This window comes from Bradyrhizobium sp. HKCCYLS2038, from assembly GCF_051167655.1.
In the GTDB taxonomy this organism is placed as follows: Bacteria; Pseudomonadota; Alphaproteobacteria; order Rhizobiales; family Xanthobacteraceae; genus Bradyrhizobium.
Genome location: NZ_JBNPTM010000005.1, coordinates 652,715 through 677,231, shown reverse-complemented (window position 1 = coordinate 677,231; position 24,517 = coordinate 652,715). Strand labels below are relative to the sequence as shown.

Annotated in this window: 29 protein-coding genes; 15 read left to right on the top strand and 14 right to left on the bottom strand. The window is 65.9% G+C overall.

What is annotated here, in order from left to right; translation table 11 throughout:
- Positions 1–19: 19 nt before the first annotated feature.
- Positions 20–787: a 2-hydroxycyclohexanecarboxyl-CoA dehydrogenase gene (badH, locus tag ACQR1I_RS24985; protein ID WP_434867961.1), complete on the bottom strand. Its 768-nt coding sequence runs from the start codon at positions 785–787 to the stop codon at positions 20–22.
- Positions 788–915: 128 nt separating this feature from the next.
- Between badH and ACQR1I_RS24980 the strand changes: the two genes are divergently transcribed.
- The 3 genes from ACQR1I_RS24980 (at position 916) to ACQR1I_RS24970 (ending at position 3,741) form a co-directional block, all read left to right on the top strand.
- Complete coding sequence (locus tag ACQR1I_RS24980) at positions 916–1,425, top strand: MarR family winged helix-turn-helix transcriptional regulator (protein ID WP_434867962.1); 510 nt, start codon at positions 916–918, stop codon at positions 1,423–1,425.
- A gap of 83 nt (positions 1,426–1,508) precedes the next feature.
- On the top strand, positions 1,509–1,997 hold the full coding sequence (locus ACQR1I_RS24975) for a MarR family winged helix-turn-helix transcriptional regulator (protein ID WP_434867963.1): 489 nt from the start codon (positions 1,509–1,511) through the stop codon (positions 1,995–1,997).
- 67 nt (positions 1,998–2,064) lie between these two features.
- On the top strand, positions 2,065–3,741 hold the full coding sequence (locus ACQR1I_RS24970) for an FAD-dependent oxidoreductase (RefSeq protein ID WP_434867964.1): 1,677 nt from the start codon (positions 2,065–2,067) through the stop codon (positions 3,739–3,741).
- Between the two features lie 99 nt (positions 3,742–3,840).
- Here ACQR1I_RS24970 and ACQR1I_RS24965 read toward each other — a convergent pair whose 3' ends face one another.
- On the bottom strand, positions 3,841–4,002 hold the full coding sequence (locus ACQR1I_RS24965; RefSeq protein WP_434867965.1) for a hypothetical protein: 162 nt from the start codon (positions 4,000–4,002) through the stop codon (positions 3,841–3,843).
- Between ACQR1I_RS24965 and ACQR1I_RS24960 the strand changes: the two genes are divergently transcribed.
- The gene (locus tag ACQR1I_RS24960; protein ID WP_434867966.1) at positions 4,001–4,414 is read left to right on the top strand and encodes a DUF4142 domain-containing protein; all 414 of its coding nucleotides are present in this window, start codon (positions 4,001–4,003) and stop codon (positions 4,412–4,414) included. The two genes, ACQR1I_RS24965 and ACQR1I_RS24960, sit on opposite strands and share 2 nt — an antisense overlap.
- 92 nt (positions 4,415–4,506) lie before the next feature.
- Here the strand turns inward: ACQR1I_RS24960 and ACQR1I_RS24955 are convergent, their stop codons facing one another.
- On the bottom strand, positions 4,507–5,298 hold the full coding sequence (locus ACQR1I_RS24955) for a Crp/Fnr family transcriptional regulator (protein WP_434867967.1): 792 nt from the start codon (positions 5,296–5,298) through the stop codon (positions 4,507–4,509).
- 185 nt (positions 5,299–5,483) lie between these two features.
- On the opposite strand from ACQR1I_RS24955, the gene ACQR1I_RS24950 reads away from it, so the two are divergent.
- Positions 5,484–6,419 (top strand): c-type cytochrome, encoded by a 936-nt coding sequence (locus tag ACQR1I_RS24950; RefSeq protein WP_434867968.1) that lies wholly within the window; start codon positions 5,484–5,486, stop codon positions 6,417–6,419.
- A gap of 6 nt (positions 6,420–6,425) precedes the next feature.
- Here the strand turns inward: ACQR1I_RS24950 and ACQR1I_RS24945 are convergent, their stop codons facing one another.
- Genes ACQR1I_RS24945 through ACQR1I_RS24915 form a run of 7 tightly spaced genes read right to left on the bottom strand, consistent with a single transcriptional unit; the run spans position 6,426 to position 12,103 of the window.
- On the bottom strand, positions 6,426–6,836 hold the full coding sequence (locus tag ACQR1I_RS24945; protein ID WP_434867969.1) for a c-type cytochrome: 411 nt from the start codon (positions 6,834–6,836) through the stop codon (positions 6,426–6,428).
- Complete coding sequence (locus ACQR1I_RS24940) at positions 6,817–7,707, bottom strand: cytochrome c oxidase assembly protein (RefSeq protein ID WP_434867970.1); 891 nt, start codon at positions 7,705–7,707, stop codon at positions 6,817–6,819. The genes ACQR1I_RS24945 and ACQR1I_RS24940 overlap by 20 nt, the downstream gene beginning before the upstream one ends.
- On the bottom strand, positions 7,695–8,030 hold the full coding sequence (locus tag ACQR1I_RS24935) for a hypothetical protein (RefSeq protein WP_434867971.1): 336 nt from the start codon (positions 8,028–8,030) through the stop codon (positions 7,695–7,697). The genes ACQR1I_RS24940 and ACQR1I_RS24935 overlap by 13 nt, the downstream gene beginning before the upstream one ends.
- Positions 8,027–8,629 (bottom strand): cytochrome c oxidase subunit 3, encoded by a 603-nt coding sequence (locus ACQR1I_RS24930; RefSeq protein WP_434867972.1) that lies wholly within the window; start codon positions 8,627–8,629, stop codon positions 8,027–8,029. The genes ACQR1I_RS24935 and ACQR1I_RS24930 overlap by 4 nt, the downstream gene beginning before the upstream one ends.
- Positions 8,626–10,539 carry a cytochrome c oxidase subunit I gene (gene ctaD, locus ACQR1I_RS24925; RefSeq protein ID WP_434867973.1) on the bottom strand — a complete coding sequence of 638 codons (1,914 nt, stop codon included), beginning with the start codon at positions 10,537–10,539 and terminating at the stop codon, positions 8,626–8,628. The genes ACQR1I_RS24930 and ctaD overlap by 4 nt, the downstream gene beginning before the upstream one ends.
- A complete protein-coding gene (gene coxB / locus ACQR1I_RS24920) occupies positions 10,536–11,546 on the bottom strand; it encodes a cytochrome c oxidase subunit II (protein ID WP_434867974.1) in 1,011 nt (336 codons plus the stop codon). The genes ctaD and coxB overlap by 4 nt, the downstream gene beginning before the upstream one ends.
- Positions 11,543–12,103, bottom strand: a complete 561-nt coding sequence (locus tag ACQR1I_RS24915; RefSeq protein ID WP_434867975.1) for a c-type cytochrome — start codon at positions 12,101–12,103, stop codon at positions 11,543–11,545. Before ACQR1I_RS24915 ends, coxB begins: the two co-directional genes overlap by 4 nt.
- A gap of 167 nt (positions 12,104–12,270) precedes the next feature.
- Between ACQR1I_RS24915 and ACQR1I_RS24910 the strand changes: the two genes are divergently transcribed.
- The 3 genes from ACQR1I_RS24910 to ACQR1I_RS24900 all read left to right on the top strand — a co-directional run bounded on the left by ACQR1I_RS24910 (position 12,271) and on the right by ACQR1I_RS24900 (position 13,949).
- Complete coding sequence (locus tag ACQR1I_RS24910; RefSeq protein ID WP_434867976.1) at positions 12,271–13,056, top strand: SDR family NAD(P)-dependent oxidoreductase; 786 nt, start codon at positions 12,271–12,273, stop codon at positions 13,054–13,056.
- An 88-nt stretch (positions 13,057–13,144) separates the two neighbouring features.
- Complete coding sequence (locus tag ACQR1I_RS24905; protein WP_434867977.1) at positions 13,145–13,417, top strand: hypothetical protein; 273 nt, start codon at positions 13,145–13,147, stop codon at positions 13,415–13,417.
- Between the two features lie 52 nt (positions 13,418–13,469).
- Positions 13,470–13,949, top strand: a complete 480-nt coding sequence (locus tag ACQR1I_RS24900) for a GNAT family N-acetyltransferase (protein ID WP_434867978.1) — start codon at positions 13,470–13,472, stop codon at positions 13,947–13,949.
- 64 nt (positions 13,950–14,013) lie between these two features.
- Here ACQR1I_RS24900 and ACQR1I_RS24895 read toward each other — a convergent pair whose 3' ends face one another.
- From ACQR1I_RS24895 to ACQR1I_RS24885, 3 genes are all read right to left on the bottom strand, one after another.
- Positions 14,014–14,916, bottom strand: a complete 903-nt coding sequence (locus tag ACQR1I_RS24895; protein WP_434867979.1) for a hypothetical protein — start codon at positions 14,914–14,916, stop codon at positions 14,014–14,016.
- Between the two features lie 10 nt (positions 14,917–14,926).
- Positions 14,927–15,055 (bottom strand): hypothetical protein, encoded by a 129-nt coding sequence (locus ACQR1I_RS24890; RefSeq protein ID WP_434867980.1) that lies wholly within the window; start codon positions 15,053–15,055, stop codon positions 14,927–14,929.
- 235 nt (positions 15,056–15,290) lie between these two features.
- A complete protein-coding gene (locus ACQR1I_RS24885; RefSeq protein WP_434867981.1) occupies positions 15,291–15,536 on the bottom strand; it encodes a DUF3551 domain-containing protein in 246 nt (81 codons plus the stop codon).
- A gap of 292 nt (positions 15,537–15,828) precedes the next feature.
- Between ACQR1I_RS24885 and ACQR1I_RS24880 the strand changes: the two genes are divergently transcribed.
- The 4 genes from ACQR1I_RS24880 (at position 15,829) to ACQR1I_RS24865 (ending at position 20,913) form a co-directional block, all read left to right on the top strand.
- Complete coding sequence (locus tag ACQR1I_RS24880) at positions 15,829–16,914, top strand: YihY/virulence factor BrkB family protein (protein WP_434868437.1); 1,086 nt, start codon at positions 15,829–15,831, stop codon at positions 16,912–16,914.
- Positions 16,915–17,099: 185 nt separating this feature from the next.
- Positions 17,100–18,611 (top strand): ATPase domain-containing protein, encoded by a 1,512-nt coding sequence (locus ACQR1I_RS24875; protein WP_434867982.1) that lies wholly within the window; start codon positions 17,100–17,102, stop codon positions 18,609–18,611.
- Positions 18,612–18,626: 15 nt separating this feature from the next.
- Entirely contained in the window at positions 18,627–20,324 is a 1,698-nt protein-coding gene (locus ACQR1I_RS24870) for a response regulator (protein WP_434867983.1), read from the top strand.
- 118 nt (positions 20,325–20,442) lie between these two features.
- Positions 20,443–20,913 (top strand): DoxX family protein, encoded by a 471-nt coding sequence (locus ACQR1I_RS24865; protein ID WP_434867984.1) that lies wholly within the window; start codon positions 20,443–20,445, stop codon positions 20,911–20,913.
- Between the two features lie 94 nt (positions 20,914–21,007).
- Here ACQR1I_RS24865 and epsC read toward each other — a convergent pair whose 3' ends face one another.
- Complete coding sequence (epsC, locus tag ACQR1I_RS24860; protein WP_434867985.1) at positions 21,008–21,781, bottom strand: serine O-acetyltransferase EpsC; 774 nt, start codon at positions 21,779–21,781, stop codon at positions 21,008–21,010.
- A gap of 278 nt (positions 21,782–22,059) precedes the next feature.
- On the opposite strand from epsC, the gene ACQR1I_RS24855 reads away from it, so the two are divergent.
- From ACQR1I_RS24855 to ACQR1I_RS24845, 3 genes are all read left to right on the top strand, one after another.
- The gene (locus ACQR1I_RS24855; protein WP_434867986.1) at positions 22,060–22,884 is read left to right on the top strand and encodes a phytanoyl-CoA dioxygenase; all 825 of its coding nucleotides are present in this window, start codon (positions 22,060–22,062) and stop codon (positions 22,882–22,884) included.
- A gap of 72 nt (positions 22,885–22,956) precedes the next feature.
- Positions 22,957–23,529 carry a GNAT family N-acetyltransferase gene (locus ACQR1I_RS24850; RefSeq protein WP_434867987.1) on the top strand — a complete coding sequence of 191 codons (573 nt, stop codon included), beginning with the start codon at positions 22,957–22,959 and terminating at the stop codon, positions 23,527–23,529.
- 109 nt (positions 23,530–23,638) lie between these two features.
- Positions 23,639–24,391: a ZIP family metal transporter gene (locus ACQR1I_RS24845; RefSeq protein ID WP_434867988.1), complete on the top strand. Its 753-nt coding sequence runs from the start codon at positions 23,639–23,641 to the stop codon at positions 24,389–24,391.
- Positions 24,392–24,517: the final 126 nt, after the last annotated feature.

Here is a 24,517-nt window from a genome sequence, read left to right as displayed (position 1 = left end):
TCCTCCGGTCTTTTCCTGTTCAGCCGTTCATTGTCAGTCCGCCGGACACGCTGAGCACCTGTCCGGTCACGAACGCCGCATCATCGCTGGCGAAGAACAGAATGGCGCCGGGCAGATCATCGGGCTGGCCGATGCGTCCCAGCGGGATCGAGCGCGTGAAGGCCTCGACAAGCTTCTCCGGATTGCCGGCGCCCTGCTTGTAGTCGGCGAACAGGGCCGTATCCGTCGGTCCCGGGCACACGACGTTCACCGTGATGTTGTGGCGGGAGTGTTCGCGCGCGATCGTCTTGGAAAAGGCGACGAGCCCGCCCTTGCAGGCCGCATAGACCGCCTCGCCGGACGAGCCGACCCGCGCCGCGTCCGATGCAATGTTCACGATCCGGCCGGACTTGCGCGCCGCCATGCCGGGCAGGACGGCATGGTGCATGTGCAGAGCGCCGGTCAGATTGATCGCGATCAGCCGCTCCCAGTCCTTCGGCTCGGTCTTGGTGAATGGCTTGAAGATGTCCCAGCCTGCATTGTTGACGAGAACGTCAATCGGGCCGAGCTTTGCCTCCGCCGCGGCGAGCGCCGTATCGACGCTTGCGCGGTCGGTGATGTCGCAGCGAAAGGCCTCGGCAATTTGGCCGGTGCTGCGAATCCCGGCCGCGACCGCGTCGGCCGTTTCCGGGTTCAGATCGAACACGGCGACCTTGGCGCCCTCGGCTGCGAACCGGCGACATGTCGCGCCTCCGATTCCACCGCCGCCGCCGGTCACGATGACCGTCCTGCCGTCGAAACGTGCCATCCTTACATCCTCCCGTATTGAAATTGCCGGAGTCGCCTTTTTGCGCGATCTTCGCTTGAGTAGCGACTATTTATGCAACATATTGTCGTATCTAGCATGCGATGATCGAGCGCGCAACTGGAGTGTTCATGGATAATCCCGTATCATTCGACGGAAACGCGCAGGAAACGAAGATCCAGTTGGCTAACCGATTGTTTTTTCGACTCTATCAATGCGCTAATATGTTGCATAAAACGGGGTCGCGTGCCGTTCAGGAGGAGGGACTGACGACCCAGCAATGGGCCGTACTGGGCGCGCTGTCCCGCCCCAAGGCCCTGAGCGGGATGAGCATCGGCGACCTTGCCGAGTACCTCATGGTCAGCCGGCAGAACCTCGCCGGACTCGTCGGCCGCATGGAGCGAGACGGACACGTGACGATTGCCCAGGACGAGCGCGACCGCAGATCACGGCTCGTGATGATGACGGAGACCGGACGCCATGTCTGGCAGACGCTCGCGCTACCGAAGATCCATGCCTATTACGATCATGTGCTGGAGGATTTTTCCGTCAACGACACGGTGCACGCGCTGCATTATCTGCTGAAGATTCTCGAGAGCATGAAGAAGCTGGATGAGGGCGATGACCAGGCCGAAGAATGATCGGCTTGCGTGCAACATGAGCCGTTGGCAGAATCCGAAGAACGGCTGCCAGGGCTGATCGCCCTTGATGCGAGTGCTCCAGAATGAATGCGAGATCCTCACGCAAAATGTCGCCTTCGGCGCGAACCGGAACGGCATGGCGCCATGCCAATATCGGCCGGCTGCTCAACAATGCGGTGCGGCGGTTCGAGGCGCGCGTGCTCGAGCTTATGGCCGAAGGCGGCCATGGCGAGACGCGGATTGCGCATGTCAGCCTCACCCGCAATCTCGACGTCGAAGGCACGCGGCTGACCGAGCTGGCGCGGCGGGCGTCGATGAGCAAGCAGGCGATGGGCGAGCTGGTCGATCAATGCGCCGAGTTGGGACTGGTCGCGCGCGAGGCTGATCCGCGCGATGGGCGCGCGCGCATCGTCCGCTTCACGCCGGCCGGGCTGGAATGGCTGCAGGCCTTTGGCGACGCGGTCGATGTCGCCGAGGCCGAGATGCGCAAGGAACTCGGCAAGGCTGCGATGGACGCGATCGTGCAAGGGCTAGGAGCCTACGGCGCACGTTTCGATACGCTGGAGGAATAATAGTCAGGTTGCTTGACTATTTCGTGTCGCGCCCTAGCATCCCCTGCAAACGCGAGGGAGAAGCGACGTGGCCGACATTCTCACCGCCTCCGTCCTGATCGTGGGCGGCGGGCCGTGCGGGCTGATGCTCGCCAACGAGCTCGGACGCCGCGGCGTGTCTGCGATCCTGATCGACGAGAAGCCGGGCACGGCCTTCAACCCGCAGGCCAACGCCACCCAGGCGCGGACCATGGAGCACTACCGCCGCCTCGGCTTCGCCGACGAGATCCGTCGTGCCGGCCTGCCCGCGGACTATCCGACCGATGTCGCCTATTTCACCCGCTACACGGCGCATGAGCTGGCGCGTTTCCAGCTGCCGTCGGCGGCGCGCGCGACCGAGCTGGTGAAGGGATTGTCGGGCTCGTGGAGCGCGGCCGAGCTGCCGCATCGCGTGTCGCAGAAATTCGTCGAGGCGATCCTGCGCCGCCATGCCGGCGAGCTTGCGGGCATTCAGCTGCATTACGGGCATCGGCTCCTTGGTTACGTCGCCAATGACGACGGCATCGCGGCCGAGGTGGAGCGGCTCTCCGACGGCGCCCGGATGAAGGTCAGCGCCGCGTTTCTGGTGGGCGCCGACGGTCCGCGTTCCCCCGTGCGCCAGTCGCTCGGCATCTCCTATGGCGGCAGCACCGGCGTGCAGCGCGATTTCATGGGCGGCCGCATGCTCGCCGTCTATCTCCGCTCGCCGGAGTTCTATGCCAGCATCCCGCATGCCAAGGCCTGGATGTATGTCTGCTTCAACCGCGACCGCCGCGCCTTCATGGCGTCGGTGAACGGGCGTGACGAGTTCGCCTTCCACACTCAGCTGCGCCCCGGCGAGGATGAGAGCGCGATCACTGCTGACGATGCGAAGGCGGCGTTCCAGCGCGCCTGTGGTGCGCCCATTCCGTGCGAGGTGCTGTCGCATCTGACATGGACTGCAGGTCATGCGCTGGTCGCAGAGAGCATGCAGCGTGGCCGGGTGTTCCTCGGCGGCGATGCGGCGCATCTGTTCACGCCGACCGGCGGGCTCGGCTACAACACGGCGATCGAGGACGCCGTCAATCTCGGCTGGAAGCTCGGTAGCGTCGTCAAGGGCCTCAGTCCGATCTCGCTGCTCGACAGCTACCAGGCCGAGCGCCGTCCGGTGGCGCTGCGCAACACCGATTACGCGCGCCGCTTTGCGGATTCGCTCGGCCTGTTCGCTGCGGTGCCGGAGATCGAGGACGCGACGGACGAGGGCGCAGAGGCGCGTCGCATCGCCGGCGCCTATCTCGACCGCCATGCGCGCGCCGAGTTCAACATCCCCGGCATCACCTTCGGCGGTCGTTACGACGGTTCGCCGGTCATCGTCTCGGACGGCACCGCGCCGCCGCCGGATGCTGCGAATGTGTACGTGCCGAGCGCCTTTCCCGGCGGCCGCGCGCCGCATGCCTGGCTGGAGCCGGATGTCTCGCTTTATGACCGCTTCGGCTTCGAATGGACGCTGCTGCGGTTCGAAGGCTGTGCTGGAAACGAGCATCAGCTGCGCGACGCGATTCAGCAGTCGCGTGCCGATGTGAAGATCGTCACCGCGCCGCGCGAACTGCGCAATCTCTACGAAGCCGATCTCGCACTGATCCGTCCTGATCAGATCGTGGCCTGGCGCGGCAGCATGGCCCAGGGAGGGACGCTGGTCGACGTGCTTGCACAGGCGCTGGGGCAGGGGCGCTCGCGGCTTGAGTGATTGCGGGAACTTCGAGCTGAAAGCCTCATGAAGAAGCATCAGTGCGGCAGCCACTGTCATAGGAACAATCGCCGACCGGGACTCTTGCTCTGGCGACAGTCAGGCTTCAACCCGGAGATGAGCGATGACCAGGATGACCGGTGCGTATCGAGTGAGAACGATCCAGGCTTTCACGGCCGCGTGCGCCATGACGTTGATCATGGCCGGTAGCGCCGTGGCCGCGCCAAAAGGGCAATCCACTGCCAAGGACCAGCGTTTCATGACCGAAGCGATCGAGGGCGATCTGTCCGAGGTCAACATGGGCAAGCTGGCGCAGCAGAAGGGGCAGAGCGACCAGGTGAAGCAGTTCGGGCAGGCGCTGCAGCAGGACCATGGCGACCATCTGCAGAAGGCGCAGCAACTGGCGAGTCAGAACGGCATGAAGGTGCCGTCCGAGCCGAGCAAGAAGCAGCTGGCGATCTACAGCAAGCTGGATGGCATGCAGGGCGATCGTTTCGACAAGGCTTTTGCAAAAGCGATGGTCACCGACCACCAGAAGGACCTCGCCGCTTACAAAAAGCAAGCTGCGGCCAAATCTCCGCTCTCGGACTTTGCGCAACAGACCGTGCCGGTGCTGCAGAAGCATCTCGACATGGCGAAGTCGCTCACCACGGCGAAGGCGGGCGGAACCTGACGCCTGATCAGGCCTTGCACGCGCTGGAGAGCTGTCCGGGCGCCGTGGATAGGCGGCCTGCATGTTGCCGCGCGTAGCATCGGATCGATACGTCAGTTGGGTGTCGGAGATCCGAGTGGGTCGGTGCTCTGCTGCGCGGCGGCTGCTGTCTCGAGCATCGGCGTCTGACGCAGCATCAGGTAGTCCGGACGAAAGCCGGCCAGCCGCGTCAGCCCGTCCCAGTTCGTCACCGTGATCGTGCGCGAGTGCCAGTGCAGCAGCTGCTTGCGGCGGAGATCCTGGATGGTTCTGTTGGCATGCACCGGCGAGATGCCGCAGATCGCGGCCAGGTCCGATTGCGTGAACGGCGAAGGGAAGCGCAGGTCGCGCCCGAGACCGACGGCGCGCAGCCGCACGGTGATTTCGCAGATCAGGTGCGCCACCCGGCTGAGTGAATCGCGGCTGCCGAGATTGGTGAGCCAGGTTCGCAGCGACGCCATGTCGGCCAGCATCAGCAGCGACAGCGCATGCGCCAGCCGCACGGATCGCGCGCGCGCATCGCGGAAGAAGCTGTGCGGCACGAACGCGGCCACGACCGGGCTGAGGGCGCTGAGATGCGCGGTCACGCGCGGTGAGACGATCGTATAGAGGTCAGGCACGTCGCCGGGAACGTAGATCGCGGTGATCTGGCCGGCGCCGGCTTCGATATCCTTCCAGCACAAATAGCCCTGCAGCAGAAGGCAACACGTGGACGGTTCATCGCCCTTGCGCCAGACGTCCTCGTGGGGAAGGGCATTCCGAACGGAACTCGGCATCCTCGCCAGCAGATCAAGATCTTCGCTTGATAATTCCAGCAGGCTCGTCAGCCGGTCAGCCAACTTCGTGAACGCAAAACCTGCCTGCATTCCAGTCTCATCCTCTCCTGTCGGGTCGGCGGTGCGATGATGCCCCGACGCTCAATTGTTCAAGCCCGGCAGGGGCAAATGTTCCTAAGGTTCCAGAAAAGGACCGCTGCTCCGCGTTCCCTCGGCAGGAACATTCGCCTGCTACCTTGCGTTTGCGCTCGCGTCGGATGTTGGAGCGAAGCGAGTTGACGCATCGGTCGAAGCGACTCTTGGCCTGGGTCTCGGCGGCGTGCCTGTGCCTGATCGCGTTGGGCGCGGTGATTGCTTGGGTGATCACTGCGCCGCGGCCTGCGTTCGCGGCGGACGCGACCGGCCTTCTGGATCAGGCCGGCGACCCGAAGAAGGGCGAGCAGGTCTTCCTCGCCGCCGACTGCGCGTCCTGTCATGCCTCGCCGGGACAGTCGGACCGCCTGAAGCTCGGCGGCGGCATCGCGCTGGCCTCGCCTTACGGCACGTTCCGCGCGCCCAATATCTCGAGCGATCCCGTGGACGGGATCGGCGCCTGGACGGTGAAGGATCTGGCCAACGCGCTGCTGAGCGGCGTCTCACCCGATGGCAATCACTATTACCCAGTGTTTCCGTATCCGAGCTATTCGCACATGAGCGTGGCCGATGTGGCCGATCTGCTGGCCTATCTTCGGACACTGCCGGCCGTGCATGGCCGCGCGCCGCCGCACGTGCCGTACCTGCTGTTCCAGATCCGTCGCTTCGTGGGATTCTGGAAGCTGCTCTACTTCCGTCCCGGCGAGATCAAGCCGGATCAGCTGCACAACGCGCCATGGAATCGCGGACGTTACCTGGTCGAAGCGCTCGGACATTGCGACGAGTGCCACTCGTCGCGGGATCTGTTCGGCGGCATCAAGGACAAGACGCGCTTCGCCGGCGGGCAGGATCCGTCCGGCACTGGGTTCTATCCCAACATCACCCCGGCGCGCATTGGACACTGGTCGCAAGCCGATCTTGCGGAGCTGCTCAAGTCCGGCAACACGCCCGACCACGGCCGCGTCGGTTCGTCGATGGCTGATGTCGTGACCAACACCGCGCAGCTGCCGCAGCACGATCGCGACGCCATCGCGGCCTACATCAAGTCGCTGCCGGCACGGCCGACGCCGAAGCCGTGAGGCGGCTCAACGCGAATACAGATAGGCCGCGACGTCGCGCGCTTCGGCTTCGGTGATGCCGGTCGCTGGCATCGCGGTACGCGGCGAGAAGGTCTGCGGCGACACGATCCATTGCACGAGATTGTCCGGCGAGTTGTTGGCGACGCCGCCGATGTAGACGCGTTGGCGCAGGCCGGTGAGGGGCGGCCCGACCTGGCCATCGGCTCCCGTGATGCCCGAGATGGTGTGGCATCCGGCACAGCCATAGCGCCGCATCAGTTCGGGAGCATGGTCCGGGTCGCCACCGGTCATGGCGCGCGCAGCGCGCTCGCTCTCCCGAGAGGACGACCATGCCATCGCAGCAGGACCGGCGATCGCGGCGAGCAGGACGACAATGGCGGCGCCGACGAGCACCGATCTAGACAGCATTGAGGACATGGGACTGCCTCGCTTTCCGGCTGGACCTCTTGATCCACAGCACGATGAGAAAGAGCGCCGCGCCGGCATAAATCGTTCCGGCCGGCACCCACATGATCAGCCCGGCGAGTTGCTGGTCTTCCAGCGGGGTGAGGCCCCATGCCGCCGATGTCGCGGTTTGCGCGCCGTAGAGCACGCGCGGCGCCAGCGCCATCAGCGCGCCGAGCACGCTCGTATGCAGCATCGTGACCACGACGTGCCAGGCGGCGGCGCCGGCCTCGCTCCGCCACAGCACCGCCCACCAGAACAGCACGGCACTGCCGAAGAAGCTCACATGCTGCAGCCGGTGCAGGGCGACCTGTTCGACGGCCGCGTCGAACAGCGCCGGCACGTGCCAGGCCCAGATCGCGACGCCGTGCAGCAGCGTGGCGTTGCCGCCGCGCACCAGCCAAGCCCAGGTCCCCCGCAGCAGCGGACGATTCAGGACATGACCGCTCCACCGCCGCGCACTGCGCGGCAACGCCCACAGCAGCGTTCCGAGCGGACGCGCGGCCACGATCAGCGGCGCGGAGATCGCCATCAGGATCTCGTGCTCGACCATGTGAAAGGTGAACAGATGCTCGCCGAGCCAGTGCAGCGGCGACACCAGCGCCGCGGCGAGCGTAAGCCACCCGCTCCAGAACGCAATCGCGCGCGCCGGCCTCGAGCATCGCCTGCGCCGCGCCAATGCCGCGCTACCGGCGAGGTAAAGCAAAGCCGCCGCGAGCAGGGGCGTAACGATCCACGGGTCGAACGTCCATGCCGCGCCATTGGCGTCGGGCGCATCGCCATGGGCCCAGGCCGCGCCGGCCGGCGCCATGAGCGCGATCATAAGGGTGATCAGCGCTCGCATCCGCTCAGCACCATGGATGCGGCCGCCTGCATCAGCAATGCGAAGGCGAACAGGAGAGCTGTAAGCGCACTGAGGCGCGACGAGAACGAAAGCGTTCGGTCCGCGCCGGTCGACGGTTTGCCGTCAAGCCACCACGAGAGCCCGGCTGCGAGCAGAACCGCAGCCAGGAGCGCTGCCGAAATGATGGCTGACGGCCGGCTCCGGCTGATGCAGTCGGGCGTCGCGAGCATCTCGCCGAGCTGGGTGTTCGCGGCCCACCCAAGACCACCGATGATGAGGCCGGCCCAGGCTGTGAGCTTCGTCGTGGTCGTCGGTGTCGTCATGTCCGCGCCAGCCAATAGATGCAGCCATAGATCGGAAGCCACGCGGCGACGACAAAGTTCCAATACATCGCGTTGTCCTGGACGTCGCCATAGCGCCGCGGGTTGTCGGCATGCCCCGAGAACATCAGGGCGGCCATCACCAGGGTGTCGGCGAGGTCGGTGATGATGTGCGTGGTGTGCAGTCCCAGCAGGGTCCACACGATCGAGCCATAGGCGTTCGTATCCCATTTGACGTTGAGCGCCGCGAACTCGAAGACCCGAATGATCGCCGGCACGATGCCGAGCAAGGACATCACGATCATGCCGATGCGCACCTTGCGCAGATCCTGATGCGCCGCCCAGCGCGACAGCATGACGTTGGGGATCACGCTCGCCACCAGCGCCAGGGTCATCAGCGTTCCCGGTAGCAGATCCGGCGGCTTCGCATTGAGCGGCCACACCGGCGCGAGGCTCATGAGATAAAGATAGACCGCAATCACCAGCGCAAAGCCGGTGCCCTCGATCAGCATGAATCCCAGCGTGCCCCACCAGGTCACGCTGGCCGATCCAAGCCCGTGCAGCGGCAGCTTCGACAGGTCGAGGACGACGCGCTCCTTCATGCCTCGTCCTCCGGCGTGCCCTTGGGCCAGAACCAGCCGATCAGCGTGATCGCGATCGGGATCGAGCCCCACACGACGGCCCAAGGCGAGAAGATCGACCACACCAGCATCACGCTGGTGGCGATCGCCGTCCACAGCGGCCAGATGCAGTTCTGCGGCGAGGATTCCCGCGCTTGCGCCTCCGCCGTGGTGATTGTCGTGACCAGCACCTCACGCCGGTCCGTATGCAACCCGTTGGCGACGTCGAGTGCGCCCGGCTGCTCCCACAGCGGATCGGGGCCGCTCACGACCGGGATGTGGGCGAAGTTGTAGGCCGGCGGCGGCGACGAGGTTGCCCATTCCAGCGTCGGCGCGTCCCATGGATTGTCGCCGGCGAGATTGCCGGTGCGGGCGCTCAACACGACGTCGATGAAGAAGACGAGAAAGCCGGCCGACAGGATAACCGCGCTGGCGCTGGCGAACAGGTTGAGGCCATGCCAGGGCAGGTCGGGCTGATAGGTGTAGACCCGCCGCGGCATGCCCTCGAGGCCGAGGATGTGCATCGGAAAGAAGGTGCAGTGGAAGCCGATGAAGATCAGCCCGAACGCCCAGCGGCCGAGCCGCTCGCTCATCATCCGGCCCGTGAACTTGGGAAACCAGTAATAGACCGCGCCGAGCAGCGGAAACACGGCGCCGCCGATCAGCACGTAATGGAAGTGAGCGACGACGAAATAGGTGTCGTGCACCTGGGTGTCGAACGGCACCGAGGCGACCATCACGCCGGTGAGGCCGCCGATCACGAAGGTGACGATGAAGCCGATCACGAACAGCAGCGGCGTCTTGAACACCGGCCGGCCGTCCCACAAGGTCGCGATCCAGCAGAAGATCTGAATCCCGGAGGGAATCGCGATCGCCATGCTGGACGCCGTGAAGAAGCTCTCGCCGAGCCGCGGCAGGCCGGTCGTGAACATGTGGTGCACCCACAGGCCGAAGGCGAGAATGCCGGTACCGATCAGCGCTGCGACCAGCGGCAGATAGCCGAACACGGGGCGGCGCGAGAACGTCGCGACCAGCGTCGAGACCATGCCGACAGCTGGCAGGAAGATGATGTAGACCTCGGGATGGCCGAAGAACCAGAACAGATGCTGCCACAACAGAACGTCACCGCCCTCGGCTGGATTGAAGAAGTGCGTGCCGACGAGACGGTCGAGAATGAGGCTTGTGCTTGCCACCATGATCGCTGGCATCGCCATGATCACGACGAAGGACGTCACCAGCATCGCCCAGACGAACAGCGGGATGCGGTCGAGCGACATGCCGGGCGCGCGCTGCTTGAACACGGTCACGACGATCTCGACCGCGACCGCCAGCGCCGCGACTTCGGTGAAGGTGATCATCTGCGCCCAGATGTCGGCGCGCTTGCCCGGCGCGTATTGCGGCCCGGACAGCGGCACATAGGCGAACCAGCCGACATCGGGCCCCATGTCCAACGCAAACGCGATCCACAGCACGAGGCCGCCGGCCAGAAACATCCAGTAGGAGAACGCATTGAGGCGCGGGAAGGCGATGTTGCGGGTGCCGACCATCAGCGGCACCAGATACACGCCCATCGCCTCCATCACGGGCACGGCAAACAGGAACATCATGTTCGCGCCATGCATCGTGAAGATCTGGTTGTAGCGGTCGGGGCCGAGGATGCGTCCTTCGGGATTTGCGAGCTGCAACCGGATCAGGATGGCGAGCACGCCGCCGAGCAGGAGAAAGACGAAGGCGGTTGTGATGTAGCGGCGGCCGATGATCTTGTGATCGACGGTCGACAGCGCGCCCCACAGGCCGCGCTCGGTCTTCCAGGTCTTAGCGAGCTGGCTCGTCAGCCGGGGCCGGTCCAGCGTCGTATCGAGGATCTGGGCGCGGGTGATGGTCTCGGTCATTTCAGGCTCGCGAGATAGGCCGACACCGCGCGCAGCTCGTCCGGCGTCAGCGGCACCAGCGGCATGTTGTTGCCGGGCTTGAGCGTCTGCGGATCGCTGATCCATGCGGCGAGCGCGCCGCGCGAAGTCGGCAGGAGGCCGGCTGCAATGAAGGCGCGGCTGCCGACATGGGTGAGGTCGGGACCACTGGTTGCAGTGGCCAGGGTGCCGCGGACGCTGTGACAGCCGGCGCAAGGCTTGCGCATGAACATTTCGCGGCCGGCGGCGACCTCCTCGTCATCTGCAGTGGCGGCGGGAGCGCGCTGTGCGTCCGCCCATTTCGCAAAATCCTCGGGTTTGTCGGCAATCACCAGGACGCCCATATGCGCGTGCTGCAGGCCGCAGAACTCGGCGCATTGGCCGCGATAGGTGCCCGGCCTGTCGGCCCGGATGGTGATCTCGTTGGTGCGTCCGGGAATGAGATCCTGCTTCCCGGCCAGGCTCGGCACCCAGAACGAATGAATGACGTCGTCGCCTTGCAGCAGCAGGCGGACGTTGCGTCCGACGGGGATATGGATCTCGTTGGCGCCGACGAAGCCCTGTGCCGGATCGGGACCGATATACTCGACGCTCCACCACCATTGCAAGCCGCCGACGCGGATGGTGAGATCGTCCTGGCCGGCGACGCTGATGCTGCGCGTGGTGAAGAAGCTTGCGACCGTGAAGCCGGCGATGATCACCGCGGTGAGCCCGACGCAGATCGTCACAATCATGCCGATGCGGCGTTCGCGCGGCGCGATCAGATCCAGCGGCGCCCGCCACGCGTCGCGGCGCCGCCACAGCGCGTGCATCATGGCGACCATCACCAGCGCCCAGACGATCGAGCATACCGCGACGATCAGGACGATGAGATGCTTGAGGCTGACGGCCGCCGCACCGTGGACGTCGAGCGCCGATTGCCAGTTACTGCAGCCGCCGAGCGCGAGCAGCGGCAGGCACGACAGCAATCGCGTGAACAGCCGCCTCATGGCGTTGGGCCCTGGTCGGGATGGACAGGCACCGGTCCCTCATTGAACAGGATCGCGGCCGGCGCGCGATTTTCGGCAGGACGCGTCTGCTTGTCGTCATTGCGCGAGGGAGCGGCGGTCCGCGCCGAATAGGCGCCGATGGTCTGGACGTAGCCGGCGAGCTGCCAGATCTGCTCGGTCGTCATCTTGTCCTTGAACGCCGGCATGCCGTGCGGACGGCCGTCGCGAATCGAGGCGAAGATCGAGACCGTCTCCGGTCCGTAGGACCACCAGCCGTCGAGGAATGACGGGCCAATGCCGCCCTGGCCATCGCCGTGACAGGTTTTGCAGCCGAACCAGCTATAGAGCCGCTTACCCTGGCTGAGATTGTAGGCGTTGGTCTCATAGGGCTGGTCGAGCGCGAAATAGATCTGCGGCGGCGCGCCGCCGATCTTGTTGGACATCAGCGCGATTCCGTCCAGCGCGGCAGCCGTTGGCGGATCGAGCCGCAACTGCCGTTCCTCGCGCTGACATCCGCACAGCATCACGATGCAGACTAAACCCAGGACGATCCGCATGGTGAGATCCATCAAAACGGAACGTACAATCCTGCCGTGCTCGATCGGTTCCTAACGGGTTCCGGCGTCCGCCGCGTTGACATTGTCGAGGACGCTCAATCAGGAACGAATGCGAGGCGGTACGATTGGCCGGACATCATCGGCTCACGCGTATCGTGGAGACTCTCATGGCATCATCCGGCCAATTCGCAATCGTCACCGGCGCCTCGACCGGAATCGGCCTGGAACTCGCGCGCTGCTGTGCGGACGACGGCTTCGATGTCCTGATCGCCGCCGATGAGCCGGCGATCGAGCAGGCGGCTGCATCGCTGCGTGCCGAGGGTGGCAAGGTTGAGGCGGTGCAGGCCGATCTCGCTACCAGCGAGGGCGTCGAGAAGCTCTATGCGGCGGTGAAGGGCAGGCCGGTCGATGCACTGCTGGCGAACGCCGGTCGCGGCCTCGGACACGCCTTCCTGGACCAGGATCTCAAGGACATTCGCCGCGTCATCGACACCAATGTCACCGGCACGGTCGAACTGATCCACCGGATCGGCAACGACATGCGCGCTCGCAACGCCGGCCGCATCCTGATCACCGGATCGATCGCGGGCTTCATCCCCGGCAGCTTCCAGGCGATCTACAACGCCAGCAAGTCGTTCCTCAACTCGTTCTCCTTGGCGTTGCGCGAGGAGCTGAAGGACACCGAGATCACGGTGACCTGCCTGATGCCCGGCGCCACCGAGACCGAGTTCTTCCGCCGCGCCGACATGATGGACACCAAGGTCGGCACCGAGAAGAAGGACGATGCCGGCGACGTGGCGCGGCAGGGTTTTCAAGCGATGATGGACGGCGAGAGCGACGTCGTCACCGGGATGAAGAACAAGCTGCAGACATCAGTTGCCAATGTCGTGCCGGCCGAGACGCTTGCCAAGCAGCACCGCAAGATGGCAGAGCCCGGCACGGCGAAAGAGTAGCCGGCGCCCACGGTCGGTGCTTTCCCACCTCGTTGCGGAGCTGCGTCCGGCTTGCTACTTTCGGGTGGTTCGAAGCGGAGAGGCGCGGGTGACCGAAACGGAGAAGGCCGAGCAGGTGGTGGCGGCATTGCGGTCGGCGCAGGCGGCGCCGCCTGAGGCGGCATTGCAGATGTTGAACGGCTTGATGGGGCTGGTGCGCAGCCCGAGCGACGAGCAGCCGCTCGAGACCGAGGAGGCACGCTCGTCGGCGTTCATGTCGATCTGCGAGGTCGGCAAGGCGCTGCACCGGGGACAGCCCGTGGACTCCTTGTGGCCGGCCGCGGTGTCGGCCAGCGAGCGCTGGCTGGCGCTAGCCAAATGAGTGGCAAGTGAGCGGGGGTCAACCCGGCGGGGGCGGGTGGCAATGGCGTGCGATGGCGACGGACGATCTCGCCGGCGTCGATGCAGTCGCGGCGCGCGTCCATCCCGACTTTCCTGAGGATCACGCCGTATTCGCCGAACGTCTACGGCTGCATCCCGCGGGTTGCCGGGTGTTGTCGATGGCCGGCGATACGATCGCTGGCTACGTCATCAGCCATCCATGGGAGCTGGGCCGCCCTCCGGCGCTCAACGTCCTGATCGGCAGCCTGCCTGGCGACGTATCCACCTACTACATCCATGATCTGGCTCTGCTGCCCGAATTGCGCGGCAGCGGTGCCGCGTCGGAGATCGTCCGGCAACTGGTCCGTCATGCGCGCGAGCTTGGACTGCCATCGCTGTCGCTGGTGGCGGTCAGCGGCTCGACGCCGTTCTGGGCGAAGCAGGGGTTTGCCGTCACGGTTCGGCTGGGAAGCGATGGCAAGCTGCAGAGCTATGGCGAGGATGCGCGCCTGATGAGTTTTCATCTCGCGTGAGCTGGTGGACATGAAAACGGCCCGGTCGTCGACCGGGCCGTTGTCTGCTTGATCGGTCGTCGGCTTACTCCGGCATCGACACCGGCCGCCGCCACAAGTCGCGCCGCCGGCTGAAGCGGTTGGCGTGCAGCATCCAGCCGGAGACCGGCTTGCCGTCGCGGTGCCGTCCGCCGCTCTCGGCGCCCATCCAGGCCGCGATTGCACCGAGCAGCAGCGCGGTCGCGACCGAGAAGGCGAGGATCGTCGTGCTCGCGCGCGATCGCGACAACGCGGTCTTGGCGTTGGCGATGGTGGTGTCGACGCGGCGCTCGGCGTCGGGTCCGGCGAGCCCAGTCGTCGCACCGACGAGCTGAACCAAATAGTTGCGATCGTCGGTGCTGACGCCGCTGTGGCTCGACGCCGTCAACAGGATCCGGCCGGCCTCGCTGCGCGCCGGCGCGAGATCAGGACCTGGGGCCCGCTTTGCGGCGCGGAACAGATGGTCGATCTCGTAGCTCAGCACCGACGGTTCATTGGCCGTGGGCGGCGTGCTCATCGGATTGGGACGACTGGCGGCGGAGGCGACCATGGCGGCCAGCACCGTGCCGAGCACCACCGCGAGCGCCCAGGCGGCGACACCATGCAGGCCGTCGCGCTTCTCGGTCTCGTCGCTCTCGGCCAAGTTCTCGGCCAGATCATAGGGCGCGCGCACGCGTCCCGTGACGTAGCCGCCGCAACCGAAGCTGACCAGGGCCTGCAGCACGAGATACAGGCCCGAGAGCAGCCACAGCGCCACCGAGGCGTCGCGCCAGGTTGGCGCAGTGGAGCTGACGCCCAGTCCGACGGTGATCGCGAAGCTGATCAGGATCGACGACACGGCGGCGGCGGTGAGCGCTCCTGCAATGACCGGCGTCCATTGCAGCGTCCACCGCTCGGTCGCCACGCGACCGATGGGGGACGTGGTGACCGGCGTGCTTTCCATGCTCATGGCGGCCGTCTCAGCGCAGGCCGAAGAACGACAGGATAGCCATGACGACAACGATCAGGCCTATCAGATAAATCAGTCCGTCCATGATGTCCTCCTCCGGTTCGAGACGCGTGGCCGTATAAGCCAGGACAACGCGCAATGTTCCGTTCGCCGATCGGCGCCGGAGGAGGAAAGTACGTGGCGTTGCAGCATCGACGCGCTGCGCTGATCCGGTGGGTCTGATGCGATGTGAGCCAACGGGACTAGCGTGCGCTGCGTCACGTTGCGGCGCAACTCGCAGGCAATGTTAGCAAGCGGCAGTCACGACGACGCCGCTTTATGAGGTCATGAGATCCTAGTCGACGCCCATGGGATACGCGCCCGGCCCGAACGAGTCAGTAGCGGCGGTGATGGCCGCGCTGGCGGGCAAAGGCATAGGCCGGGTTGATGCCGCAGTCAGCATCGGTGCCGGAGGCGGTGGCCCGACATTGCTCATAGGTGGAAAACTGGCAGTTGCCGGGATAGCCCCAGCTTCGTCCCTGCAGGCAATAGCGGTCCTGCGCGGCGGAAGCGGGGGAGATCGCGGCAAAACCCGCCAGCACGGCCGTGGCGGACAACGAAGCAAATAACAGACGGCGCATGTGTTTGTCCTTGCGTTAGAAAGTATCGTAGCAACGCGGGCTTGCGTGAGCCCGTTCCTGGCCCGAACATTAACTGTTGTGTCCCTATCGCGGCATCGCATGGCAAACTTGTTTGTTCGCGCAGCAGCGGCTGCGGGCGTCGAAAGCCTCGCGCGTGAGAAAGCCTCGCGCGTGGGTCTGTACGGCAGCAGCCGGAACATTCGCCCACCGCTTCGGTTGCTCCACCGTGCAACAGCGGATGCTCCCCATGTTTGGTCGATCCAGGAAGTCGCACCTCGTACAGCAGGAAAAGATGGGGCTGCTCGGCGTCGGCCGCACGCGCGGGCCGGGCACCGGAGGCATGCTGGCGCTGCTGGGGCTGGCGTTTCTGATTCAATATTTCGATTCTCGCACAGAGCAGGGGAACGCGACTCCAGTATCGCGGCGCGCTGTCGATGATGGCCGCGGACGGCTCGCCGATTCGCCATCGGAGATCCCGGCGCGCGGCTGGAAGGATGTGCTGGTTCGCGTCTACGAGAACGTCGGCGAGCACAGGATCGTCGCGCTCGCCGCGGGCATGACGTTCTACACGCTGCTGGCGATCTTCCCGGCCTTGGCGGCGTTGGTCGCGATCTACGGTCTGTTTTCGGATCCGGCGAAAATAACCGGACACCTCGAGCAGTTGCAGGGCCTGATGCCGGGCGGCGCGATCGACATCGCACGCGACCAACTCGCGCGGGTCTCGGCAAAAGGCAGCCAAGCGTTGGGCCTGACCTTCCTGGTCAGTCTCGCGATCTCGCTGTGGAGCGCCAATGCGGCGATGAAGTCGCTGTTCGATACGCTGAACGTCGTCTATCGCGAGCCGGAGCGGAGGGGCTTCATCAAGCTCAATGCCATCTCGCTGCTGTTCACAGGCGGCGCGATCCTGTTTGCGCTGGTGGCCATCGCCGCGATCGTCGTGGTGCCGCTCGTGCTGAACTCTGTCGGCCTGTCCGGCGTGACCGATCTGCTGCTGCGCATCGGACGCTGGCCCGCGATCTTCGTCTGCGTCTCGCTGGGGCTTGCCTTGATCTATCGCTATGGCCCGGATCGCGAGGAGCCGAAATGGCGCTGGATCAGCTGGGGCAGTGCGCTCGCGGCGGCGCTGTGGCTCGGCGGCTCGGCGCTGTTCTCCTGGTATGCCGCGAATTTCGGCAGCTTCAATGCGACCTATGGCTCGCTCGGCGCCGCGATCGGCTTCATGACCTGGATCTGGATCTCGGCCATCGTGATCCTGATTGGCGCTGAGCTCGATGCCGAGCTGGAGCACCAGACCGCGCGCGATACCACGACCGGGCCTGAAAAGCCGCTCGGCGCGCGCGGAGCCGCCATGGCCGATACGGTCGCCCGATCGAGCTGAACCGATCAAGGCCGCTCGGTTCCATCGATGGAACCGTTATGTTGCCTTTCAGGTTGGTTCCATCGGAACCCCACCCCTATCGACTGTGTTCCTTGTCCTCTCGCCGCGAGGCCTGTGCCAACCGGACCTAGCGTCAGCGGCGAGAACCGTTTGCTACTCACTTGATTTCATCAGGGAGCCTTTCAATGACGGAGGAGCTTTTTGGCAGCCCGGCGGTCGGGGCCAAGGGTCTCCCGCGGATCTCCACCGGGAGTGATGGTCTCGACGACATCCTCGGCGGCGGCCTCGACCCCAACCGGCTGTATCTCTACGAGGGGCGGCCCGGGACCGGAAAGACCACCATCGCGCTTCAGTTTCTTCTCAAGGGCGAGAGCCTTGGCGAACGGGTGCTGTACATCACCCTCTCGGAGACGCTACGCGAGCTGGAGGTCGTTGCGGAGCGGCACGGCTGGTCATTGGCGGGCGTCGACGTGTTCGAACTGGTGCCGCCGGAGACCACGCTCGATCCGGAACGCGAGCTCACCGTCTTCCATCCGGCCGAGGTCGAGCTCAGCGAGACCACCGGACTGATGTTCAGGGAGGTCGAGCGCCTCAATCCGTCGCGCGTCGTGATCGACAGCCTGTCCGAACTGCGGCTGCTGGCGCAGAGTCCGCTGCGCTATCGGCGCCAAGTCCTGGCGTTGAAGCATTTCTTCGCCAAGCGTCGTTGCACCGTCATCCTGCTCGACGATCTGTCGTCGTCGCAGGACGATTTGCAGCTTCATTCGGTGGCGCATGGCGTCGTCATGCTGGAGCAGCTTGCGATCGCGTATGGCTCGGAGCGCCGGCGCCTGCGCGTGATCAAGATGCGAGGCATCTCGTTCCGCGGCGGCTTCCATGATTTCACCATCGCCGAAGGCGGCCTGCGGATCTTTCCGCGGCTCGTCGCTGCGGAGCATCACCGGCCGTTCGCAGGAGAGGTCACCCCCAGCGGCAACCCTCAGCTCGACCAGCTGCTGGGAGGAGGTCTCGAACGCGGCACCAATGCGCTGCTGATCGGCGCCGCCGGCGTCGGCAAATCGTCTCTGGCGCTGTCCTATGCGATTGCGGCCGCCGAGCGTGGCGAGCACGCCGTGTTCTTCGCCTTCGATGAGGGGCGCGGCACGGTCGAGGCCCGCGCGCGAACGCTGGGCCTGCCGCTCGAGAAACACATGGAGTCCGGGCGCATACGCTTCCAGCAGATCGATCCGGCCGAATTGTCTCCGGGCGAGTTCGGCGCCATCGTCCGACTGAGCGTCGAGCGTGACCAGGCGCGTGTGATCATCATCGACAGTCTCAACGGCTACCTCAATGCTATGCCGGACGAGCGCTTTCTGATCCTGCAGATGCACGAGTTGCTGAGCTATCTCGGCCAGCAGGGCGTGCTGACGATCCTTGTGCTGGCGCAGCATGGCCTGATAGGGCCGATGGATACGCCGCTCGACATCAGCTACCTCAGCGATTCCGTGCTGATGCTGCGCTATTTCGAGGTCGCGGGGACGGTGCGCCGGGCGCTGTCGGTGGTCAAGAAGCGCAGCGGGAAGCACGAGCACACCATCCGCGAATTTCGCCTGGGCAGCGCGGGCATTACCCTCGGCCCGCCGCTGACAGACTTCAGCGGCATTTTTCTCGGCAACCCGCGCTATTCCGGCGAGGCCATCCCAGATTTGGGACCGTAGGAATGGGCACGTAGGATGAGCAATGAGCGGGACCAGCGTGTCCTCGTGCTCGCGCCGATCGGACGCGACGGTCCGGCCTCGGCCGAGCTGCTTCGCAATGCCCGGCTCGACACCGGGGTCTGCACCTCGCTGGCGGAGCTGATTGGTGCGTTGAACTCCCGCGTCGGCGCAGTCGTCGTGGCCGAGGAGGGACTGTTCGCGGCGGACACGCTGCCGCTCACGCGATGGGTCGAGCGGCAGCCCGCCTGGTCCGACCTGCCGTTCATCGTATTGACCAGTCACAGGGAGCAGCCTGCGGTGGTCGCGTGGCGGCGCAATCTCGTGCGTTCGCTGCGCAACGTCTCGCTGCTCGAGCGGCCGATCCAGCCGATCACGCTGTTGAGCGCAGTGCAATCGGCGATGCGGGCGCGCGGCCGCCAATACGAGATCCGCGCGCTGATCGAGGCGCGCGAGCAGGCCGCGCAGCAGCTGGAGCGGCTCGTCGTCGAGCGGACGCGCGCGCTGGCGGAATCCAACGAGCACCTTCGCGTCGAGATGGCCGAGCGCACGCGTGTCGAGGAGACGCTGCGCCAGGCGCAGAAGATCGAGGCGATCGGCCGGCTGACCGGCGGCGTCGCGCACGATTTCAACAATCTGCTGATGGTGATCTCCGGCGGCCTGGACATGCTGGACCGCCAGGCCGACCCTGCGCGCCGCCGCCGCCTGATGGACGGCATGATCCAGGCGGCGCAGCGCGGCGCCAGCCTGACCCGGCAGCTGCTGGCGTTCTCGCGCCGCCAGGAGCTGCGGCCCGAGCCGGTCGATATCGCGCGCCAGATCGGCGGCATGCGCGAGCTGCTCGACCGCAGCCTGCGCGGCGACGTGCACGTGCAGTTCGACTTCCCCGAGACGCTGTGGCCGGTCGAGGTCGATCCGGGCGAGCTCGAGCTGGTGGTGCTCAACCTCGCCGTCAATGCCCGCGACGCGATGCCGACCGGCGGCACCATCTTGGTCCGCGGGGACAATCTGCCGAACTGGCGGGATGACGAGGTCGCGGGCGACTATGTGCGCCTGTCGGTCGTCGACACCGGCATCGGCATGACCGAGGAGATCCGGGCGCGCGTGTTCGAGCCGTTCTTCACCACCAAGGATATCGGCAAGGGCTCCGGCCTCGGGCTGGCCCAGGTCTATGGCTTCGTCAAGCAGTCGCGCGGCAGCGTCTGCATCGAGTCCGAGCCCGGCCGCGGCACCACGATCGCATTGTACCTGCCGCGGTCGCACCATTGCGCTTCCGAGCACCAGCACCATCTCGTCGACTTCGATCGGCCGCGACCGCGTCATCGCGACGAAGGCCGGATCCTCCTGGTCGAGGACGACGACGAGGTCGCGGCCCTGGTCAGCGAGATGCTGCGCCAATTGGGCTACGAGGTGACCCGCGCATCCAGCGCGGCGGCGGCGCTCGGCGCGCTCGCCGACGGGCGCACGGTCGACCTGGTGTTCTCGGATGTCATGATGCCCGGCGGCATGAACGGCGTCGAGCTCGCCCGCGAGATCCAGAAGCGCCGCGGCGACATGCCGATCCTGCTGACGTCAGGCTATTCGGGAGCGGCCGTGCACACCGCGCGCGAGGCGGGCGTCCGGATCCTGTCAAAGCCCTACCGGATCGACGAGCTGGCAGCCGCACTCGACGCCGCGAAGTCCGACAACAATTGGTCGAGTGCACGCAGCCTGTGACAGCCAGTATTGCGGTGACGCAACCCAGTCCTGCGTTTTTCTGCGAACGCGATTGATTTGCCGCAATGGCCGCTCCTGCCTTCGCTGCAACATGGTGGCGAAAGAAAGGAGATGAGCAATGTGGCTCACCAAGGACGACTTCCGCATCAAGGCTGACAATTTTGATTTGTCGAATGGCCTGAACATTCTTCGCATCATCTGCGGCTTGTTTTTGTTTCCGCACGTGGCTGGAAAGTTCGCCGCCGGCACGGTCTCGGCCGCCACCGCCGGCTTCTTCGCCAAGGCGGGCTTCCATCCGCCGGAGGTCTGGGTGGTGATCGCGGCCGCCTCCGAATCCGCCGCCGGCATTGCCCTGGTGCTCGGGATCTGCACCCGCTTCGCCGCACTCGGCGCCACCGCGCTGCTGCTGTTCGCGGTCTACGCGCTGCAGGTCGTGAAGGGGTTCGGCTGGACCTGGAACACCGGCGGCTTCGAGTATCCGGTGTTCTGGGCGATCACCTCGCTCGCGGTGGCGATCGAAGCCTGGAAGACGCATCTCGCGCAGGCGAAGCCGCGTGTCGGCGCTGTGCCGGCGAGCGCGGCGGCCTGACGGTCCGCCAGATCAGCGCGACACATCAGTTCAAGACGAGCCGCCCGCGGGCGGCTCTTTGTTTGTGGCCATGGTGTTTGCCGCTCTCAGCGTGTCACAACGCTGCTGCCTCGCGCGACCGCTCCGGGCAGTTCGTCAGCCGCGCCGGCGATCCCACCGCGGTGCAGCCGGCGGGCACGTCGGCCGTCACGACCGCGCCGGCGCCGACCTTGGCGAAGTCACCGACATGGATATCGCCCAGGATGGTCGCGCCCGATGACAGCAGGACGCCGTTTCCGATCCGCGGGCCGCGGCCGGGCAGCGTGTCGTGCCGTCCGAGTGTGACGTTCTGCAGAATGGTCACGTCGTCGCCGATCCTGCTGTGCGCGCCGATGACGATGCCGGTGGCATGATCGAGAAACACCGACATCCCGATCTCGGCCGAGGGATGGATGCTCACCTGCAGCGCAGTGGAGGCGTCGGCCTGGAGCAGCAGAGCGAGATCCGGCTGCGCGTTGCTCCAGAGCCAATGCGCGACCCGATGCGCCTGCAGCGCGATGTAGCCCTTGTAGTTCAACAGCGGCGGCAGCAGCGCGGTCGTCGCCGGATCATGTACAGCGATCGCGCTGAGATCTCGGCTCGCCGCAGCGACCAGCTCGGGCGTCGCTGCGTATGCGTCGAGGACGATCGCCGCAAACCGCCCGCCCGCGGCTTCGCTGCGGCCCAGGCGGGCCCCGATCTGATGCGCGACCACGCTGCCGAGATCCGGATGATCGAGGACCGCAGCAGCCAGCGCGCGGCCGAACAGCGGATCGCGTGCGACGGCGCGCTCCGCCTCGTCCCGGATCGACGCCCAGAGCGCGGTGCTGGATCGGTGTGCCTCGGCCATGCCATTACTTGCCTGGTTGCGGATGCGGCCCGCATTATAGGATGGGCGATGCTCGTCGCCAGCCGGTTTCTTGCTTGGCGTCACCGCAAGTGATAACGTTCCGTCCATGATGATGATCGCTTCCATCGCTTCGGTGTTCTTCCTGAACCGTTGATGCGGCTCGCCCGTAGGCGAGCGCTCGACGAGACGCAGACCTTTGCGTCTTCCAGGATCAGAACCGGCCAATGACCGCGCTATCAGCGGCGATTTTCGCTTGGCCAAGCGATGAGAGACAAATCATGCCCGACAATTCCACGCCTGCAGGACAGACGCGCGCGCTTGCGCCCGCGCAGATCGACCAGTTCATCCGCGACGGCTTCGTCCGCGTCGGGGAAGCCTTTTCCCGCGAGCTCGCGGACGCGGCGCGCGCGATTCTCTGGCGCGACCTGCCATGCCGCGCGGATGATCCGACATCATGGACGCGCCCGGTCGTCCGGCTCGGCCAATATCATGACGAGCCGTTCGAGCGTGCCGTCAACACGCCGCGTCTCCACGCCGCCTTCGATCAGTTGGTCGGAGCAGGACGCTGGCGTCCGCGTCCGGGGCTCGGCACCTTCCCGGTGCGCTTTCCCCATCCCGACGATCCCGGCGACGCCGGCTGGCATGTCGATCTCAGCTTTCCCGGACCTGAGTGCAGCACGCCGGCGCAGCCCGGCTTCTCGCAATGGCGCGTCAACTGGCTGTCGCAGGGCCGCGCGCTGCTGATGCTGTTCCTGTTCTCCGACATCGGTGAGCAAGACGCGCCGACGCGCATCAAGATCGGCTCGCATCTCGACGTCGCGAGATATCTGCAGCCGGCGGGCGAGGCGGGGCGCTCCGCCGACGAACTGAGCCAGTTCTCCGCCAGCCTCGAGCGCCCGCATGCGCTCGCGACCGGCCGGGCCGGCGACGTCTATCTCTGCCATCCCTTCCTGTCCCATGCCGCGCAGATCCACCGCGGCCGCGAGCCGCGCTTTCTCGCCCAGCCACCGCTGCATCCGAGGGAGCCGATCAGCCTCGACCGTGAGGACGGTGCGTATTCGCCCGTCGAAGCCGCGATCCGGCTTGCGCTCGGAATGGCTTGAACGTCGGGCCGGCGGCGCGATCGTCGCCGGCCCGTCCTCCGCTGAACGACACCATGACGCAGCTGCGGACGATTGGAGCCGCCGCTCCTCAAGCTCATAGGGAATTGGCTGATCATGGATATTCGCATCGAAATCATGAGTGGTGCGCAGGGGTGGCGGCTGGCATGCGGTCTTCTGGACGCAGTGTGGCCGGCGGACGTCGTGGCGGACCTGCCGTGGAAGGACGTGGTCTGGGCCGATCCGCACAGCCGTATCCTCGTCATGGATGGGCGTGACGACGTCCTCGCCCATGCCGGTCTGTTCCTGCGCGATGCGCGGCTCGACGAGCATCCCGTCAGGATCTGCGGCGTCGGCGGCGTTGCGACGCGCGCCGACTGCCGCGGACGAGGTCGCGCCGGCGAATTGATGCGCCGTGCCGTGACCGAGATGAGGGACACGCATGCAGTCGATTTCGGCCTGCTGTTCTGCGAACCACGCCACGCGCCTCTCTACGAGCGCCTCGGCTGGTACGCGTTCGCAGGCGAGGTGCATGTCGAACAGCCAAAGCTCGGGCGCATCCGTTTCGACGTCACCGACCCCTACGTGTTCGACATGGGGTTGGCGCCGCGTGCGGGAATCCTGGACCTAGGCGGGCTGCCGTGGTGATCGGCCTTTGCGCAGCGACATCGATCGGGTTGCGAGCTTGGCTATTCGGAACGTCTCTCGGCGCCGGTCGTTCTTGTCAGGTGATTGGCGTGCACGAGAGGCGGATCTGATGCCGGTCTGGTTGTCGGCAGGATTGTGGGGCCTTCTCGGTGCGTCCTCTCTGATCGTCGGGGCGGCGCTGGCTTTCGTGATCAAGCTGCCGCGCTGGGCCACTGCCGGCATCATGTCGTTCGGCTGCGGCGTGCTGATCTCGGCCGTGGCCTATGATCTGCTGGAGGACGGCTATCAGGAGGGCGGCATCCTGCCGATCATCGGCGGCGCGATCGCGGGCTCCATCGCCTATGCGCTCGCCGACTGGCTCGTCTCGCGCAACGGCGCCCACCACCGCAAGCAGTCCGGCGGCGAGCAGCAGGATGCCTCGCAGGGCGGCGGCTTGGTGATCGCAATCGGCTCGCTGCTCGACGGCATTCCCGAAAGCATCGTGCTCGGCCTCGGGCTGCTTGCGGGCCAGGGCGTCAGCCTCGCGATGCTGGCGGCGATCTTTCTGTCCAACTTGCCGGAGGGGCTGTCGAGTGCGCTCGGCATGAAGAGGGCGGGGCGCAGCCGCAGCTACATCTTCGGTCTGTGGCTGGCAATCGCTGTGCTGTCCGCGCTGGCCTCCGCCATCGGCGCCGCGGCCTTTGGCGGTGCGCCGCCGCAACTGGTCGCCGCGGTGAACGCCGTTGCGGCCGGTGCCCTGCTGACCATGGTGGTGAACACCATGATCCCCGAAGCTGTGAAGGGCGACCAGAACCTCACCGGCAGCCTCGTCGTGCTCGGGCTGCTGGTCGCCTTCTCGCTCTCCAATGTCGGTGGCGCCTGAACTGCGGCGCGGAGTGCTGCCGCTGTCCAGTTGGTTCCCGCGGCGAAGGCTCCGTTCAGGAACGAGAGCCGGCCGCAGCAGTCTTGTCGGTGGCATCACGATCTCTCAGCTCAACGGGCCGGAACG